This window comes from Caldinitratiruptor microaerophilus, assembly GCF_025999835.1.
In the GTDB taxonomy this organism is placed as follows: domain Bacteria; phylum Bacillota; class Sulfobacillia; order Symbiobacteriales; family ZC4RG38; genus Caldinitratiruptor; species Caldinitratiruptor microaerophilus.
In genome coordinates this window covers 1499959-1515352 of record NZ_AP025628.1, presented here as the reverse complement: position 1 = coordinate 1515352, position 15394 = coordinate 1499959, and the positions used below count along the sequence as shown (strand labels likewise).

Genomic DNA, 15394 nt, shown 5'->3' with positions numbered 1-15394 from the left:
GTGCGCCGGCTCTGCCCGCGCGCTAGGCCATGACCGGCGAGCCGCTCTCGTCCCGCGGCGGCACCGGCTCGCCCAGGAGCTCCAGCATGTCCAGGGCGTTGCGGACCGCGTAGTTGCTGCGGTTGTTGTTCATCAGGACGTGTACCTCGCCGGCGTCCGCCTCGAGCCGGCGCACCACGCCGAGCAGGCCGGCGAGCTCCGTCCGGGAGTAGAGGTAGTCGAACCGCTCGGCGCTGGTCTTGCCCGACTTGTACCACGTGGCGGCGTTGCGCCCGTGCAGGCGGAGGATGCTGAGCCCGGGGTGGGTCACCGCCGGCACGAGCGGCACGCAGCCCCAGCCCACCTGGGGCTCGTCGCAGACGACGTGGACCATCTCGTGCTCCCGGAGGAAGCGGAGCGTCTCTTCCGCCCGCCCCTGGTGGAACCAGCTCCGGTGCCGGAACTCCACCGCCAGCAGGTCGTGGGGGAGCGCCTCGCGGCAGTAGCGCAGGTACGACTCGCTCTCCCGGGTGGCCGTGAACCAGGGCGGGAACTGGAGGTGCACGGCCCGGAGCTTGCCGGCCGCCCGGAGCGGGGCCAGGGACTCCGAGAAACGGCGGAACACCTGACCCAGGTCCTCTTCCCCGGGGCGGGGCTGGCGGTGGTGGCGCGTGAGGGCCCCGTACGCCTTGACGTTGAAGAGGAAGTCTTCCGGGGTGCGATCGGCCCACAGGGCGAAGTTGCGGGCCGGCTGGAGCGCGTAGAACGTGCTGTCGACCTCCACCAGCCGGAAGAACCGGGCGTAGTACGACAGCCGCTCGCGCGCCGGCAGCCCCGGCGGATAGAACGCCTCGTGATCCGACCACGCGCAGGTCCCGACCCGCACCCGTCCCATGTAGGCTCCTCCTCCGACCACCGGCCTCCTCCGGCCACCCGGTCAGTCCCAGACCCGGTACACCGCCCACCGGCCAGTGGAGTCCTCCCAGAGTTCGTAGATCCCCCCGTCCGCCACCTGCACGCGCCAGAACGTTTTCTCGGCCTCTCCTTCCCACCAGATTCCGGCATCCCGCCAGGAGTCCAGGACGGCGGCGATCGCCAGGCGCCGCCCGCGCCACACGAAGGCCCGCGGCACCCCCGCGGGGTCCCGCTCGGGGGTTGGGATCGGCCGCCGGACCAGCCGGGTCACCGCGCCGCACGCTCCCACGTGGCCCGCTCCCCCGGCGTCCAGCGCATGGGGTCGTACAGGTGCAGCATGTGCTCGCGCCGCAGCTCGATTCCCGTCACCGGCATCCCCCGGCGCAGGACCCGGACCGGGAAGCGCTCCCCTCCTGCGGCGACGGCCTCGGCGAGGCGGCGGCGGGCCTCCTCGTCCCGCCCCGCCTGCCCCCACAGGTCGAGCTGCCGGTGCCCCGCGGGCGCCAGGTCCGCCACCTGGGCCTGCAGCGCGATCCAGGTGCGGGAGGGGGTCCCGGCGTCCGGCGCCGTGAGTTCCCGGAAGAGGGCCAGCAGGGTCTGCCTCAGCGACTCCGCCCGCGCCTGTGGCCGGGCCAGACGGCGCTCCCCGGCGCGGGCGACCCCTTCGGCGGGCTCCAGGCGCAGGCGCACGGCCCGGCAGGCCTCGCCGGCGGCCTGCAGCCGGGCCGAAAGTGCGTCTGCCGCCAGCCCCAGCGCCGGCACCAGTGCTTCGGACCCCACGCCTTCGGGGAAGGCGCGCCGCCAGGTATGCGCCCGCTCCGGCCAGAGGGCCCGCACCGGCTCGCCGTCCTCTCCCCGGGCCCAGCGCACCAGGTCCCGCGCGAGGGGGCCGAAGTGCGGCCACAGCGCCGCCTCCCCGAACTCGGCGATCTCCCCGACCCGCTTCACCCCCAGGGCGTGCAGGCGGTCCATCGCCTCTGGCGGGGCTTTCCAGAGAACCTCCACGGGCAAGGGCGACAGGAACTCCGCCTCCTGCCCCGCCGGCACCGCCACGACCGGCCGCCTCTCCCCGGCGGCGTGGAGCGCCGCCCGGGCCACCAGCTTGGAGCGGGCGAGCCCGGCCATCCCCTCGATCTCGGCAGGAGGAACGCCTGCCGCCCTCGCCACGGCCCGGACGGCGTGGTGCAGGAGCGAGACCACCTCCTCCCGGGGCGGCACCCCGGCCGGCGCCGTCAGCCCCACGAAGGCCCGGTCCGGCCCCGCGGGCTCGACGAGCGGGCTGTACCGGGCGCAGGCCGACCACAGCGCCCGGCCGGCGGGGCCGTACTCGGCCTCCCCGAAGTCGACCAGGGCGGCGCCCGGGACGTGGTGCAGCACCTCCCGCCGCGGCATCCCCGGCCGCAGGCCGAGGCGGTAGGCGCGCGGGCAGCCGTCGGCCGCCGCCCCATCCCGCAGCACGACCAGCGGCGTGTCCGGGCCGATGCCCCCGCGCTGCCCCCGGTGCACGGCCGCGTACAGCCCCCGCAGCTCGATGTAGCCGGTCCACTGCCCGCGCGCCTCCGCCATGTCAGTTCCTCCAATGCCCCGGTGCAGCCGGCCCGGCGCAGGCCGGGCCGGGGTCATGTCGAACTGGTGTTCGCCTTGTGACGTTAGTATAACTCCGCCCCGGCTCCGTGTCAAAGCCGGCGCCGGTATGGTGCCGGTATGGCGGCGCCGGTATGGCGGCTCCGGCATGCACCGGCGGTGGACCCCGCGGCGTGGCTTCCCGCGGCCGCGGGTCCACCCGGCCAGGGAGCAAAACGCAAATCTTGACAGGAAAGTACTGGGCTTGCCTGTCAAGTTCTGCGACCCTCTGCCTTCACTCCGCTCCGTGGAGGCGATCAGTGTGACATAATAATTGCATTCTGTCACCTGCAACCCCCTCCGAGGGTACCTGAGACCCCTTCGATCCCCCGCGGCCGGGGGCAGAAACGCAAATCTTGACAGGTAAGCCACCGGCTTGCCTGGCAAGATTTGCGACTCGTGCCGTCCACCAGAACACACACGCCGGCGTCACCGGCCGTACCGCCTGGACCGGCAGGTGGGGGCGACTACGGCTATCCATGCGAGCCCGCGCACGCTGCGGGGGGGCGGTTGTCGAGCCACAGCGGCTCGTGAACTCGCCGGCAGGCACCCACGGTTGGGATCCCCCGGAGCACGGCATCAGGACCCCTACGCGCCCACGCGGAGTCATGTTCTTGTTCTCTCATTCATAATTTGGTCTTCCCCAAAAACGATTGAAACCCCAGCAGGAACACCACACAAAACGCAGAATGTCAAACACGAACCCAATAAAACACAACTGGATTCCAGCAGAATCCAAACGCTCACCCCCGGGTGAGTCGGAAAGCGGGGAACGAGCGGATGCCTGAGGGGTACCGACTGGAGCTACGCGGGGTGGCCAAGCGATTCGGCCCTGTGGCGGCGCTGGAGGACGTCGAGTTCACGCTCTACCCCGGCGAAGTCCACGCCCTCGTGGGAGAGAACGGGGCGGGCAAGTCCACCCTCATGAAGATCCTGGCCGGCGTGTACGAGCCGGACGCCGGCGAGTACCGGTACGAAGGCCGGGCCGTGCGGTTCAGCGGCCCGGAGGAGGCCCGGGCGCTGGGGATCTCCATCGTGTACCAGGAGCCCACTCTGTTCCCGGACCTGAGCGTGTTCGAGAACCTCTTCGTGGGCCGGTACCCCCGCCGCGGACCGCTGGGCTGGATCGACTGGCGGCTGATGCGCCGCAAGGCGCGGGAGATCCTGGACGCGCTGCAGGCGTCGGTCGACCTGGACGCCCGGGTCGGCGACCTGGGCATCGCGCACCGCCAGCTCGTCGAGATCGCACGGGCCCTCACGGTCGACGTGCGGGTCCTCATCATGGACGAACCGACGGGCTCCCTGTCCCCCCAGGACGTGGAGCAGATCTTCCGCATCGTGCGGCGCCTGCGCGAGGCCGGCGTGTCCATCGTCTTCATCAGCCACCGGATCGACGAGGTGTACGAGATCGCCGACCGCATCACCGTCCTGCGCGACGGCCGCTACGTGGCCACCCGCCCGGCGGCCGGGCTGCCCCGGGACGAGCTCATCCGGCTCATGGTGGGACGCCCCCTCGACCAGCTGTTCCCGAAGGAGCACGTTCCGCCGGGCGAGGTCGTCCTGGAGGTCCGCGGCCTCAGCCGCCTCGGTGAGTTCCGCGACGTTTCCTTCCAGGTGCGGGCTGGCGAGATCGTGGGCGTGGCCGGTCTGATCGGGGCGGGGCGCACCGAGCTGGCCCGGGCGATCTTCGGCGTGACGAGGCCGGAGCAAGGGCAGATCCTCCTCGACGGCCGGCCCGTGCACTTCCGCACCCCGGCCGACGCGATCGCCGCCGGTGTCGCGTACGTGCCCGAGGACCGCCACCTGCAGGGCCTGATCCTGCCGATGTCGATCCGGGAGAACATGACCATGGCGACCCTGGACCGTCTGGCGCGGCGAGGCTTCGTCCGGAAGCCGGCGGAGACGGACCTCGCCGCGGGCCTGATCGACCGGCTCGCGGTGCGGTGCACCGGCCCCGAGCAGCCCACGCTGGCCCTGTCGGGCGGCAATCAGCAGAAGGTCGTGCTGGGGAAATGGCTGGCCGGGCGGCCCCGGGTGCTGATCCTGGACGAGCCCACCCGGGGCGTGGACGTGGGCGCCAAGGCGGAGATCTACGTGCAGATGAACGCCCTCGCGCGGCAGGGTCTGGCCATCCTCATGATCTCCTCCGACCTGCCGGAGATCCTCGGCATGTCCGACCGCATCCTCGTGATGAGCGACGGCCGCCTGGTGGCCGAGTTCGACCGGGCCGGCGCCACGCAGGAACGCATCATGGCGGCCGCCCTGGCGGGCAGCGCCGCTGCCCGGGTGCGTCCGGCCGGAAGCGAGCCGGGACCGCATGTCTCCGCCGGCATCCGCGCGTAGGGAGGGGAACGGAATGGCCGCACGGGGCACGTGGGTGGTCCGGCTCGGGGGTTCCCGGGGCGCAGGGCTTCTCGCTGTCCTGGTCCTTGGCGGGACGGCGCTGAGCCTCGCGTCGCCCGCCTTCCTGGAGGTCCGCAACCTCACGGACATCCTGCTGAACATCTCGGTGCTGGCCATCGTGGCGATCGGCATGACCCTGGTGATCCTGACCGGCGGGATCGACATCTCGGCCGGGTCCATCCTGGCCCTGGCCGCCATGGCGGCCGGCTACGTGGCGCAGAAGGGGCTCGGGTGGCCGGCCGCGACGGTGGCCGCGGCCCTGACGGGCGGCGCCGCCGGCCTCCTGAACGGGCTGCTGGTGGCGCGGGCGGGTCTGCCGCCGATCATCGTCACCCTCGGGACGATGAGCGTCTACCGGGGGCTGGTGATGGGGATCACCGGCGGCAAGTGGATCTACAACCTCCCCAGGAACTTCACCGTTCTGGGGCAGGGGCGGGTCCTGGGGCTGCCCATCCCGATCTGGATCCTGCTGGCCGTGGCCGTTCTGGTCGGGCTCTTCCTGAACCGGACGGCCTTCGGCCGCGGCATCTACGCGGCCGGGAGCAACCCGCAGGCGGCACGCCTCTCCGGGGTGCCCGTGCGGCTCACCCTCGGCTTCGTGTACACCGCCTCTGGCCTGCTCACCGGCCTGGCGGCCGCCCTCTTCGCCGCCCGGTTCGGGGTGGTGCAGACCACCGCGGGGCTCGGTCTGGAGCTGAACGCCATCGCGGCGGCCGTGATCGGTGGGACGAACATCGCCGGGGGCAGCGGGACCGTGGCCGGCACCGTCCTGGGCGCGGTGCTCATGGGGGTGATCGCCAACGCCATGGTGCTCCTGCGGATCTCGGCGTTCTGGGAGCGGGTGGTGGTGGCCGCCCTCATCCTGGTCGCCGTGGTGGTGGACCACCTGGCGCGCGTCCGGAGCCTGCGGCTCCAGGCCGGGCAGAGGAGGGCGGCAGTATGAAGCTCACCGCGAGGATGGCGATGGCCGACCCGGCGGAGTCCGGGACCCCCCAGCAGAGGCGGCCCGGCGGCGGGGCCGCGCCGCAGGCCGCGCCGGCGCGCCGGCGCCCGTGGCCGAGGGAGACGTTCCTGGCGATCCTGCTCGTGGCCGCAGGGGCCGGGATGTCGGTCCTGTCCCCGCACTTCCTCACGGCCGCCAACTTGATGAACGTCCTGCGCTACCTGGTCGAGACAGGCATCATCGCCCTGCCCATGACGCTCATCATCATCACGGGCGGGATCGACCTCTCGGTGGGTTCCATCCTGGGCCTGAGCGGCCTCGTGATGGGCATCCTCTGGCGGGCCGGGGTCGACATCTGGGTCGCCGCCCTCCTGGCGCTCGTGGCCGGGGCAGCGGCAGGCCTTCTCAACGCGCTCTTCATCACCCGCCTCGGCATCCCGCCGCTCGTGGTGACGGTGGCCACCATGACCGGGTACCGGGGCCTCGCCTTGGCCCTCAGCCAGGCCCGGCCGGTGTCGGGCTTCCCTCGCCCGTTCCTGGAGATCGGCCAGGGGTACGTGGGCCCCGTACCCGTGCAGGTGCTGGTGCTCCTGGTCCTGGCGGTGGTCTTCCACGTTCTCCTCACCCGCACCGTCTTCGGCCGCCGGGTGTTCGCGCTCGGCCTCAACGAGACGGCCGCCCGTTACTCCGGCATCCAGGTGGCGAGGGTGAAGGTCTGGATCTACACCCTGTCCGGCCTGCTCTCTGCCCTGGCGGCGCTCATCCTGGTGGCCCGCACCGCGACCGCGCGGGCCGACGCCGGCACCGGCCTGGAGCTCGACGTGGTGACGGCCGTGGTGCTCGGCGGCACGAAGATCACGGGCGGCGAGGGCAGCATCGCCGGCACCGTCCTCGGGCTCCTGCTCATCGGCATCATCAGCAACGGTCTCGACCTGGCCGGGATCCCGTCCGTGTGGCGGACCGTGGCCCTCGGGGCGGCACTGATCCTGGCCATCCTCATCAACCAGACGGTGTGGCGGAACCGGTAGCGCGCCGGTCTCCACCCGCCGGACTCGGGCGCGGCGGCCCGCACCCGGGGCGGGCCCACCGCAGGAGGGGGTGATCGGACGGGTTCACGGACCCGTGTCCCCGTTTCCTCTCGCAAACTCCGACCAACCCAGTCCTGACAGAGGGGGTACCCGCACTTGACCCGCAAGCTTCTGATCCGGGCGGCCGCGCTCACCCTGGTTCTGGGCCTGCTCGCCGGCTGCGGCTCCTCGCCCCAGTCCTCCGGCCAGGCGCCCGCCGCGCAGGCCGCACCGCAGTCCGGCCAGCAGGCGCAGGGATCGGGCGAGAAGAAGCAGATCACCGTGGCGATGATTCCGAAGGTGGCCGGCATCGACTACTTCAACGCCGTGGAGAAGGGCGCCCAGGAGGCGGCCCAGGAGCTCGGCATCAAGCTCATCTACAACGGTCCGGCCCAGGCGGACGTCACCAAGCAGATCGAGCTGATCGACAACTTCATCACCCAGAAGGTCGACGTGATCGCCGTCTCCCCGAACGACCCCCAGGCGATCGCCCCGGTGCTCGAGAAGGCCAAGCAGCAGGGCATCCGTGTCCTCACCTTTGACGCCGACGCCGCCAAGCAGGCCCGTGAGTTCTTCGTCAACCAGGCGACCCAGGAGGCCATCGGCCGCACGCTCGTCGACGTCATGGTCCAGCAGGTCGGTGACAGCGGCGAGACCGCGATCGTGACGGGGTCGCTCACCGCCGCCAACCAGAACGCCTGGATGGAGTGGATGCGCAAGCACGTCCAGGAGAAGTACCCGAACCTGAAGATCGTCGACGTGAAGCCCTCCGAGGAGGACCAGCAGCTCGCCTTCCAGGTGACCCAGGACCTCCTTAAGGCCTACCCGAACCTCAAGGGCATCTTCGCCATCACCTCGGTGGCCCTGCCCGGCGCCGCCGAGGCGATCAAGCAGGCCGGCATGGCCGGGAAGATCGGCATCACCGGCCTCGCCACCCCGAACGCCATGCGGCCCTACGTCGAGGGCGGCGTGGTCCCCTCCTTCGTGCTGTGGAGCCCCGTCGACCTCGGGTACCTCACCGTCTACGCCGCCGACCTGCTCGTCAAGGGCGAGCTGAAGGAAGGCAAGATCAAGGCCGGCCGTCTGGGCGAGAAGGACGTCAAGGGCGACGAGGTCCTGCTCGGCCCGCCCACGATCTTCACGAAGGAGAACATCGGCAACTACAACTTCTAACCCTCACGGATCCGCCTCCCTCGCACGGATCCGCCTCTCTTGACCACCCCCGTTTGCACGTCTGCCGGGCCCCGGACGCCGCGGCCGTCCGCCGGCCCCGGGGCCCGGCCCCATCCCCTTCCCGGAGCGTGATCCCCGTGCTGGCGTTGGACCGCAAGAGCCAGATCGTGCGCCTGGTCGAGACCCGCGGCAGCGTGCGGGTCGCCGAACTGGCGAGCCTCTTCGGCGTGACCGAGGAGACCATTCGCCGCGACCTGGACCAGCTGGCGCGGGAGGGGCTCCTCCGGCGCACCCACGGCGGGGCGGTCAGCCTGCGTGGCACGGGCTACGAGGCCCCGGTGCTCGAGCGGTCCATCAAGAACGTCGAGGCGAAGACCCGGATCGGGGCCCGCGCGGTCCAGCTCCTGGAGGACGGGGATACCTGCATCCTCGACGCGAGCACCACGGCCCTCCAGATGGCACGCCAGTTCCCGAACCTGCGGGTGACCGTCCTGACGAACTCGATCCCCGTCGCCCAGGAGCTGGTGACGCGGGACCGCCTCACTGTGATCGGCCTCGGGGGCATGGTGCGCGAGCGCTCCCTCTCCTTCGTCGGCCCCCTGGCCGAGCGGGCCCTGCGCAACTACCACGTCGACAAGGTCTTCCTCTCCTGCAAGGGCATCGACCTGGAGCACGGGCTCACCGATTCGAACGAGCTCGAGGTGGAGCTGAAGAAGCTCATGGTCGAGGCCGGGCGGGAGGTGATCGTGCTGGCCGATGCCTCGAAGATCGGCTACGTCGGCTTCTCCCTCATCTGCTCCCTCGACTCGGTGCACAAGGTCGTGACGGAGGAGCAGGCGCCGGCCGAGTTCGTGTCGGGCCTGCGGGAGCGGGGGATCGAAGTCCTGCTGGTATGAAGAAAGGTGACAGCATTCATGGTGGAAAGCCTCTGGCGACACGACGAAGCCACCGGACGTGACGACCTCGAGCTCCTGGTCTACCGCTCGAACCTCTTCGGGCGGGACCGGGCGGTGTGCAACTGGGGCGGCGGGAACACGTCGGCCAAGGTGGAGATGGCCGACTTCCGGGGGCGCCGGCGCCCGGTCATGTGGGTGAAGGGCAGCGGCTCCGACCTGGCCACGGTGACCCGCAAGGGCTTCACCCCCATCTACCTGGATGACGTCCTCCCGCTCCTGGAGCGGGACGCGATGTCCGACGAGGAGATGGTCGGTTACCTCGCCCACTGCGTGGCCGGCACCGGGTACCCCCGCCAGTCCATCGAGACCCTGATGCACGCCTTCCTGCCCTTCCGGCACGTCGACCACACCCACCCCGACGCGATCATCAGCCTGGCCACTGCCGTGGGCGGGGAGGCGGCGGCCCGCGAGATCTTCGGCGACGAGCTGGTCTGGGTGCCTTACCTGCGGCCGGGGTTCGCCCTGGCGAAGCGGGTGGCCCAGGCGGTGGCGGCGAATCCCCGGGCCCGGCTCGTGATCCTGGAGAAGCACGGCCTCATCACGTGGGGCGACACGCACGAGGAGAGCTACCGGAACACGATCGAGGTCATCCAGCGGGCGGAGCGGTACATCGTGGCGCGCCTCGGGGACCGGCCGGCCTTCGGCGGTCCGGCCGTCGGGCCGCTCGGGCCGGAGGAGCGCCGGGCCCTCCTCACCCGGGTGCTGCCGGTCCTGCGGGGCATCGTCGGCAGCCAGCAGCGGGTGATCCTGAAGGTCGACGAGTCGCCTGACGTGCTCGAGTTCGTCTGCTCCCGGGACGGCGCTCGGCTGTCGCAGATCGGCGCCGCCTGCCCGGACCACCTGGTGCACACCCGGCGGGTTCCCCTGTGGGTCGACTGGACCCCGCACGCCGGGGACGCCGAGGGCCTCCTAGCCGCCCTGCGCGCGGGCCTCGAGCGCTATGCCTCCGAGTACCGTGACTACGTGCGGGCGAGCCAGCAGCCGGCAGCTTCCCACGAGGAGGCCCCTGGGGCGGGCGAAACCGTCCCGGTCGATCCGGAGACGGTGAACCCGTACCCCCGGGTCATCCTGATCCCCGGCGTCGGCATGGTGACCACCGGCAAGGACGCGCTGGCCGCGGACATCAGCGCCCAGCTCTACCACCGGGCCATCGCCGTGATCCGTGGGGCGGAGGCGCTCGGCGGCTTCGTCTCCCTCACCCCCCGGGAGGCGTTCGCGGTCGAGTACTGGCCCCTGGAGCTGTACAAGCTCACCCTGGCGCCGCCCGAGCGGGAGTTCTCCCGCCGCGTCGCCTTCGTGACGGGGGCGGCGAGCGGCATCGGTCGCGCCGTGGCCCGGCGGCTGGCCCAGGACGGCGCCCACGTGGTCATCGCCGACCTCAACGGGGAGGGCGCCCGGAAGGTCGCCGAGGAGATCACCCGGGAGTTCGGCTTCGGCCGGGCGGTGCCGGTGCAGGTCGACGTGACGTCGGAGGAGGCCGTGGTCCGGGCGTACGAGGAGACGGTCCTGGCCTACGGCGGGGTCGACGTTGTGGTCTCCAACGCCGGCATCTCCACCTCGAACCCGATCGAGGAGACCTCGCTGGCCGAGTGGAACCGCAACATGGGCGTGCTGGCGACCGGCTACTTCCTCGTCTCCCGGGAGGCGTTCCGGATCCTGCGGCCGCAGGGCCTGGGCGGGAGCATCGTCTTCGTGGCCTCCAAGAACGCCCTCGTGGGGGGCCGCAACGCCAGCGCCTACAGCGCCGCCAAGGCGGCCGAGGTGCACCTGGCCCGCTGCCTGGCCGAGGAGGGCGGGAGCGCCGGGATCCGGGTGAACACCGTGGCCCCGGACGCGGTGCTGCAGAACTCGCAGATCTGGAACTCCGCCTGGCGGGAGGAGCGCGCCCGCACCTACGGGATCAAGCCCGAGGAACTGGAGGAGTTCTACCGGAACCGCACCGTGCTCAAGCGCAGCGTCTACCCCGAGGACGTGGCCGAGGCCGTGGCGTTCCTCGCGTCGGAGCGGTCGGCCAAGACCACCGGGTGCATCCTCACGGTCGACGGCGGGGTCACCGCCGCGTACACCCGCTAGGGCTGCGGCAACCCGGAAGGGGGCCCTCTCATGGACCCGAAGCTGCTGGAGAAGGAGTACGCCGTCTGGGCGGAGGTCCAGGCGGCCCGCGGCGTCGACGTGGAGGCCGTGAAGGCCGCCCTCAAGGCCCAGCGCATCGAGACGCCCTCGTGGGGCTACGGCAACTCCGGCACCCGGTTCAAGGTGTTCCGGGCGCCGGGGGCCGCCCGGACGGTGGAGGAGCGCATCGCCGACGCCGCCACCGTGCACCGGTTCACCGGCGTCTGCCCCACGGTGGCCATCCACATCCCCTGGGACAGGACGGACGACTATGCCGCTCTGGCCGCCTTCGCCCGGGAGCAGGGCGTGGCGATCGGGGCGGTCAACCCGAACCTCTTCCAGGACGACGAGTACAGGCTGGGCAGCGTCACCCACCACGATCCCGCCGTGCGGCGCAAGGCCGTCGAGCACATGCTCGAGTGCGTGGCGATCGCCGGGCAGGTCGGCTCCGACCTCCTGAGCCTCTGGTTCGCCGACGGCACGAACTATCCCGGCCAGGGGCACATCCGCCGGCGCCGGGTGTGGCTCGAGGAGTCGCTGGCCGAGGTCTACCGGGCCATGCCCCCCGGCATGCGCATGCTGATCGAGTACAAGTTCTTCGAGCCGGCCTGGTACCACACCGACCTGCCCGACTGGGGGACCGCGCTGACCGTGGCGCAGGCGCTTGGCCCCCAGGCGCAGGTGCTGGTGGACACCGGCCACCACCCGCAGGGCACGAACATCCCGCACATCGTCGCCCTCCTGCTGCACGAGGGCCGGCTCGGCGGCTTCCACTTCAACGACCGGAAGTACGCCGACGACGACCTCATCGCCGGGAGCGTCGACCCGTTCCAGCTCTTCCTCATCTACAACGAGCTGGTGGACGCCGCCCACGACCCGGCCACGGCCGAGACGGCGCGGCGGGTCGCCTTCATGGTCGATCAGAGCCACAACATCGAGCCCAAGATCCCGGCCATGATCCGCACCGTGATGAACATCCAGGCGGCTTACGCCAAGGCGCTGCTGGTCGACCGGCAGGCGCTCGCCCGGGCCCAGGCCGAGGGAGACGTCCTGGGTGCCGCCGGCGTGCTCCGGGACGCCTTCGAGACCGACGTCCGCCCGCTTCTCGCCCGGGTCCGGCAGGAGATGGGGCTGGACCCCGACCCGCTCGCCGCCTACCTCCGCAGCGGGATCCAGCAGCGCCTGGAAGCGGAGCGCGCCGGTCCCGGCACCGGCTGGGGCGGCTAGGGAGGTGAGGGATACCGTGCCTGCAGCGGCTTCCGGCGGGAGGCCCGGCGCCTCCCGCGCACATGGCCGGCACGTCTGGCTCATCCCCGACGGGTTTCTTCCGGACCGCAGCCAGGGAGACCTGGAGAGCCACGAGGCGGTCTGCGTCCTGAACACCGGCGCGGACGACGCCCGCCTCACGCTCACGGTCTACTTCGAGGACCGCGAACCCCTGCGGGGCTTCACGGTCACGGTGCCCGCGGAGCGGACCCTTCACGTCCGGCTCGACCGGATCCGCACGCCCGCGGGGGAGTCCATCCCCCGCGGGGTGCCCTACGCCCTGCTCGTCGAGTCCGACCGGCCCGTCGTGGTCCAGGCCAGCCGGATGGACACGAGCCAGACGGCACTCACCCTCATGACCACCATGGCCTGGCCGGCGGGGTGACCACAGGTGACGGAACCGATCCGGGCGGCGGCGGTCGACCTGGGTGCGGAGAGCGGCCGGGTCGTCCTGGGCGCCTTCGACGGCGAGCGGCTCACCGTGCGGGAGGTGCACCGGTTCCCCAACGCGCCGCTCCGGCTCCCCACCGGCCTGCACTGGAACCTGCCCGGCCTCTACCAGTCCATCCTGGAGGGGCTCCGGCGCGCGGCCCGCGAGGACGGCTCGCCGGTGCGGAGCGTGGGAGTGGACACCTGGGGAGTCGACTTCGCCCTGGTCGATCGCACCGGGGCGCTGATCGGCCTGCCCTTCCACTACCGGGACGCGCGCACGGGGGGGATGGTGGCGGTTGCCGAAGCGGCCGTCGGCCGGGAGGAGATCTTCCGCCGCACGGGCATCCAGTTCATGGAGATCAACACCCTGTACCAGCTCCTGGCGATGACCCGGGGCGGCGCGCCCGCCCTGCAGGCGGCGGACCGCCTCCTCATGATCCCCGATCTCCTCCACTACTGGCTCACCGGCTCCATGGCCAACGAGTGGACGAACGCGACCACCACCCAGTGCGTCTCGGTGGAGACGGGTACCTGGGACCGCGACCTCCTGGGCCGGCTCGGCATCCCGACCCACTTCCTGCCCGACCTGTGTCCGCCCGGCACCGACCTGGGGCCGCTGGCGCCGGCCGTCGCCGAGGAGACGGGGTGTGGAGAGGCCCGGGTGGTGGTCCCGGCCACGCACGACACGGCCTCCGCCGTGGCCGCCGTACCCGGCGAGGGCGAGCACGTCGCCTACGTCAGCTCCGGCACGTGGTCTCTCGTGGGGGTCGTGGCTTCCCGCCCGGCCGTCACGGAGGCCGCGCTGCGGATCAACGTGACCAACGAGGGCGGCCTGGGTGGCTCGTACCGGGTGCTGAAGAACGTCATGGGCCTGTGGCTGGTCCAGCAGATCCAGCGGGCCCTGGCCCGGGGCGGCGAGGAGTACACGTACGAGGCGCTCACCCGCCTGGCCGGGGAGGCGGCCGGGGCGCCCGCGCTCTTCGACCCCGACGACCCTGCGTTCCTGCGCCCCGGTGACATGCCCGCCCGGATCCGGGAGGCCTGTCAGCGCACAGGCCAGGCGGCGCCGGAGACGGTGGGCGGGATGGTGCGGTCGACCCTGGTGAGCCTCGCCTGCAAGTACCGCTGGGTCCTCGACCGGCTCGAGGAGCTCCTTGGCCGCCGGCTCACCGCCGTGCACGTCGTGGGGGGCGGGTCCCGGAATTCCCTTCTCTGCCGCCTGACCGCCGACATCACCGGCCGCACCGTCTGGGCCGGGCCGGCGGAGGCGACCGCGATCGGCAACCTGCTGGTGCAGCTCACTGCCCTCGGCCACCTGGGCTCTCCGGCCGATTACCCTGCCGTCGTGCGGTCTTCCTTCCCGCCGCAGGCGTACGAGCCCGGCGGCGGCGAGGCGGCGGAGGAGACGTACCGGCGGTGGCGGGAGGTGACGGGGCTCTGAGGGGGCGGGGCGGCCTGGTACCCGATCCTTCCGTCGCACGAGAATTCCGGTTGACTCAACAGCAGCCGGCACCTATCCTCAAGAAGGGGCCGGCTGCCAACGCCGCCGCCCCAATCCAGCGGGAAAGGTACGAACCGGATGTCGCTGCGGGATCTGGCCGGGCTCGTGCTCCTCGGGGCGATCTGGGGGGCGTCCTTCCTCTTCATCCGCGTGGCTGCGCCGGCGGTGGGGCCGGCGCTCCTGATGGAGCTGCGGGTGCTCCTGGCCGGGCTGGCGCTTCTCGCCTGCGTCGTGGCACTGCGGCTCCCGGTCGGGGCGCTGCGGTCCCGGTGGAAGCAGTTCCTCGTCCTGGGGACGCTGAACGCCGCGGTGCCCTTCACGCTCATCGCCGCCTCGGAGCTCCACATCCCGGCCGGGCTGGCGGCCATCCTGAACTCCACCACGCCCATCTGGACCGCCATCGTCTCTGCCTTGCGGCTCGGAGAGGCGTTCCCGCCGCGCCGGATCCTGGGCCTCGGCCTGGGGGTGGTGGGGGTCGCCACGCTCATGGGCTGGAGCCCGGTGCCCCTCACGCTGAAGGTCGTCCTGGCCGTCGGGGCGTCGCTCCTGGCGGCCGTCTTCTACGCCTTCGGGAGCGTGTACGCGGCGCGCATGTCCCGGGACGTGCCGCCGCTCGTCCTGGCCGTGGGCCAGCAACTCGGAGCGGCGACGGTGCTCCTGCCGCTGGCGGGTGCCACCCTGCCCGACGCCTGGCCGGGCCCGGCCGCGGTCTACTCGATCCTCGGCCTCTCCTTCCTGTGCACCGCGGTCGCCTACCTCATCTACTTCCCCCTGATCGCCCGGGTCGGGCCGACCCGGACGCTCAGCGTCACCTACCTCGTTCCCGTCTCCGGCATCCTCTGGGGGGCGATCTTCCTCGGCGAGCCGATCACGCCCGGCATGGTCGGCGGCCTCGTCCTCATCCTCGTGAGCGTCCTCTTCGTGACCGACGTCCGCGCCCGTGCCGCCCGCTCCGACCCGGCTCGGGCGGCCGCGCCCGGGACGGCCGCCTCCCGCCTCCGGGGCTGACCGGACGGCGGCGCCT

Annotated in this window: 13 protein-coding genes; 10 read left to right on the top strand and 3 right to left on the bottom strand. The window is 72.0% G+C overall.

The features are described 5' to 3' along the window. Positions 1–22: 22 nt before the first annotated feature. From caldi_RS07350 to caldi_RS07340, 3 genes are read right to left on the bottom strand one after another with little or no spacing between them, the layout of a single operon-like run. Positions 23–874, bottom strand: a complete 852-nt coding sequence (locus caldi_RS07350) for a DUF72 domain-containing protein (RefSeq protein ID WP_264844450.1) — start codon at positions 872–874, stop codon at positions 23–25. Positions 875–916: 42 nt separating this feature from the next. After that, positions 917–1165: a DUF6504 family protein gene (locus caldi_RS07345; protein ID WP_264844449.1), complete on the bottom strand. Its 249-nt coding sequence runs from the start codon at positions 1163–1165 to the stop codon at positions 917–919. Further along, positions 1162–2460 (bottom strand): DNA polymerase Y family protein, encoded by a 1299-nt coding sequence (locus caldi_RS07340; protein ID WP_264844448.1) that lies wholly within the window; start codon positions 2458–2460, stop codon positions 1162–1164. Before caldi_RS07340 ends, caldi_RS07345 begins: the two co-directional genes overlap by 4 nt. 870 nt (positions 2461–3330) lie before the next feature. Here caldi_RS07340 and caldi_RS07335 point away from each other — a divergent pair. The 10 genes from caldi_RS07335 (at position 3331) to caldi_RS07290 (ending at position 15378) form a co-directional block, all read left to right on the top strand. Continuing rightward, positions 3331–4860 (top strand): sugar ABC transporter ATP-binding protein, encoded by a 1530-nt coding sequence (locus caldi_RS07335; protein WP_264844447.1) that lies wholly within the window; start codon positions 3331–3333, stop codon positions 4858–4860. 13 nt (positions 4861–4873) lie between these two features. Further along, complete coding sequence (locus caldi_RS07330; RefSeq protein ID WP_264844446.1) at positions 4874–5863, top strand: ABC transporter permease; 990 nt, start codon at positions 4874–4876, stop codon at positions 5861–5863. Further along, positions 5860–6891, top strand: a complete 1032-nt coding sequence (locus caldi_RS07325) for an ABC transporter permease (RefSeq protein WP_264844445.1) — start codon at positions 5860–5862, stop codon at positions 6889–6891. Before caldi_RS07330 ends, caldi_RS07325 begins: the two co-directional genes overlap by 4 nt. A 156-nt stretch (positions 6892–7047) precedes the next feature. Further along, positions 7048–8103, top strand: a complete 1056-nt coding sequence (locus caldi_RS07320) for a substrate-binding domain-containing protein (protein WP_264844444.1) — start codon at positions 7048–7050, stop codon at positions 8101–8103. Between the two features lie 137 nt (positions 8104–8240). Then, positions 8241–8999: a DeoR/GlpR family DNA-binding transcription regulator gene (locus caldi_RS07315; protein WP_264844443.1), complete on the top strand. Its 759-nt coding sequence runs from the start codon at positions 8241–8243 to the stop codon at positions 8997–8999. An 18-nt stretch (positions 9000–9017) separates the two neighbouring features. Beyond that, positions 9018–11132: a bifunctional aldolase/short-chain dehydrogenase gene (locus caldi_RS07310; protein ID WP_264844442.1), complete on the top strand. Its 2115-nt coding sequence runs from the start codon at positions 9018–9020 to the stop codon at positions 11130–11132. 30 nt (positions 11133–11162) lie between these two features. Beyond that, entirely contained in the window at positions 11163–12398 is a 1236-nt protein-coding gene (gene rhaI / locus caldi_RS07305) for an L-rhamnose isomerase (RefSeq protein WP_264844441.1), read from the top strand. A 16-nt stretch (positions 12399–12414) separates the two neighbouring features. After that, a complete protein-coding gene (locus tag caldi_RS07300; protein ID WP_264844440.1) occupies positions 12415–12822 on the top strand; it encodes a sensory rhodopsin transducer in 408 nt (135 codons plus the stop codon). Positions 12823–12828: 6 nt separating this feature from the next. Next, on the top strand, positions 12829–14310 hold the full coding sequence (locus caldi_RS07295) for a rhamnulokinase (RefSeq protein ID WP_264844439.1): 1482 nt from the start codon (positions 12829–12831) through the stop codon (positions 14308–14310). Positions 14311–14448: 138 nt separating this feature from the next. After that, positions 14449–15378 carry a DMT family transporter gene (locus caldi_RS07290; protein ID WP_264844438.1) on the top strand — a complete coding sequence of 310 codons (930 nt, stop codon included), beginning with the start codon at positions 14449–14451 and terminating at the stop codon, positions 15376–15378. The last annotated feature ends 16 nt before the right edge of the window (positions 15379–15394 follow it).

Excerpts from the sequence above, each read along its gene's own strand:
- caldi_RS07310 (WP_264844442.1), top strand. The coding sequence starts at position 9,018 with ATGGTGGAAAGCCTCTGGCGACACGACGAAGCCACCGGACGTGACGAC.
- caldi_RS07290 (WP_264844438.1), top strand. The coding sequence starts at position 14,449 with ATGTCGCTGCGGGATCTGGCCGGGCTCGTGCTCCTCGGGGCGATCTGG.
- rhaI (WP_264844441.1), top strand. The coding sequence starts at position 11,163 with ATGGACCCGAAGCTGCTGGAGAAGGAGTACGCCGTCTGGGCGGAGGTC.
- caldi_RS07340 (WP_264844448.1), bottom strand. The coding sequence starts at position 2,460 with ATGGCGGAGGCGCGCGGGCAGTGGACCGGCTACATCGAGCTGCGGGGG.
- caldi_RS07325 (WP_264844445.1), top strand. The coding sequence starts at position 5,860 with ATGAAGCTCACCGCGAGGATGGCGATGGCCGACCCGGCGGAGTCCGGG.
- caldi_RS07350 (WP_264844450.1), bottom strand. The coding sequence starts at position 874 with ATGGGACGGGTGCGGGTCGGGACCTGCGCGTGGTCGGATCACGAGGCG.
- caldi_RS07330 (WP_264844446.1), top strand. The coding sequence starts at position 4,874 with ATGGCCGCACGGGGCACGTGGGTGGTCCGGCTCGGGGGTTCCCGGGGC.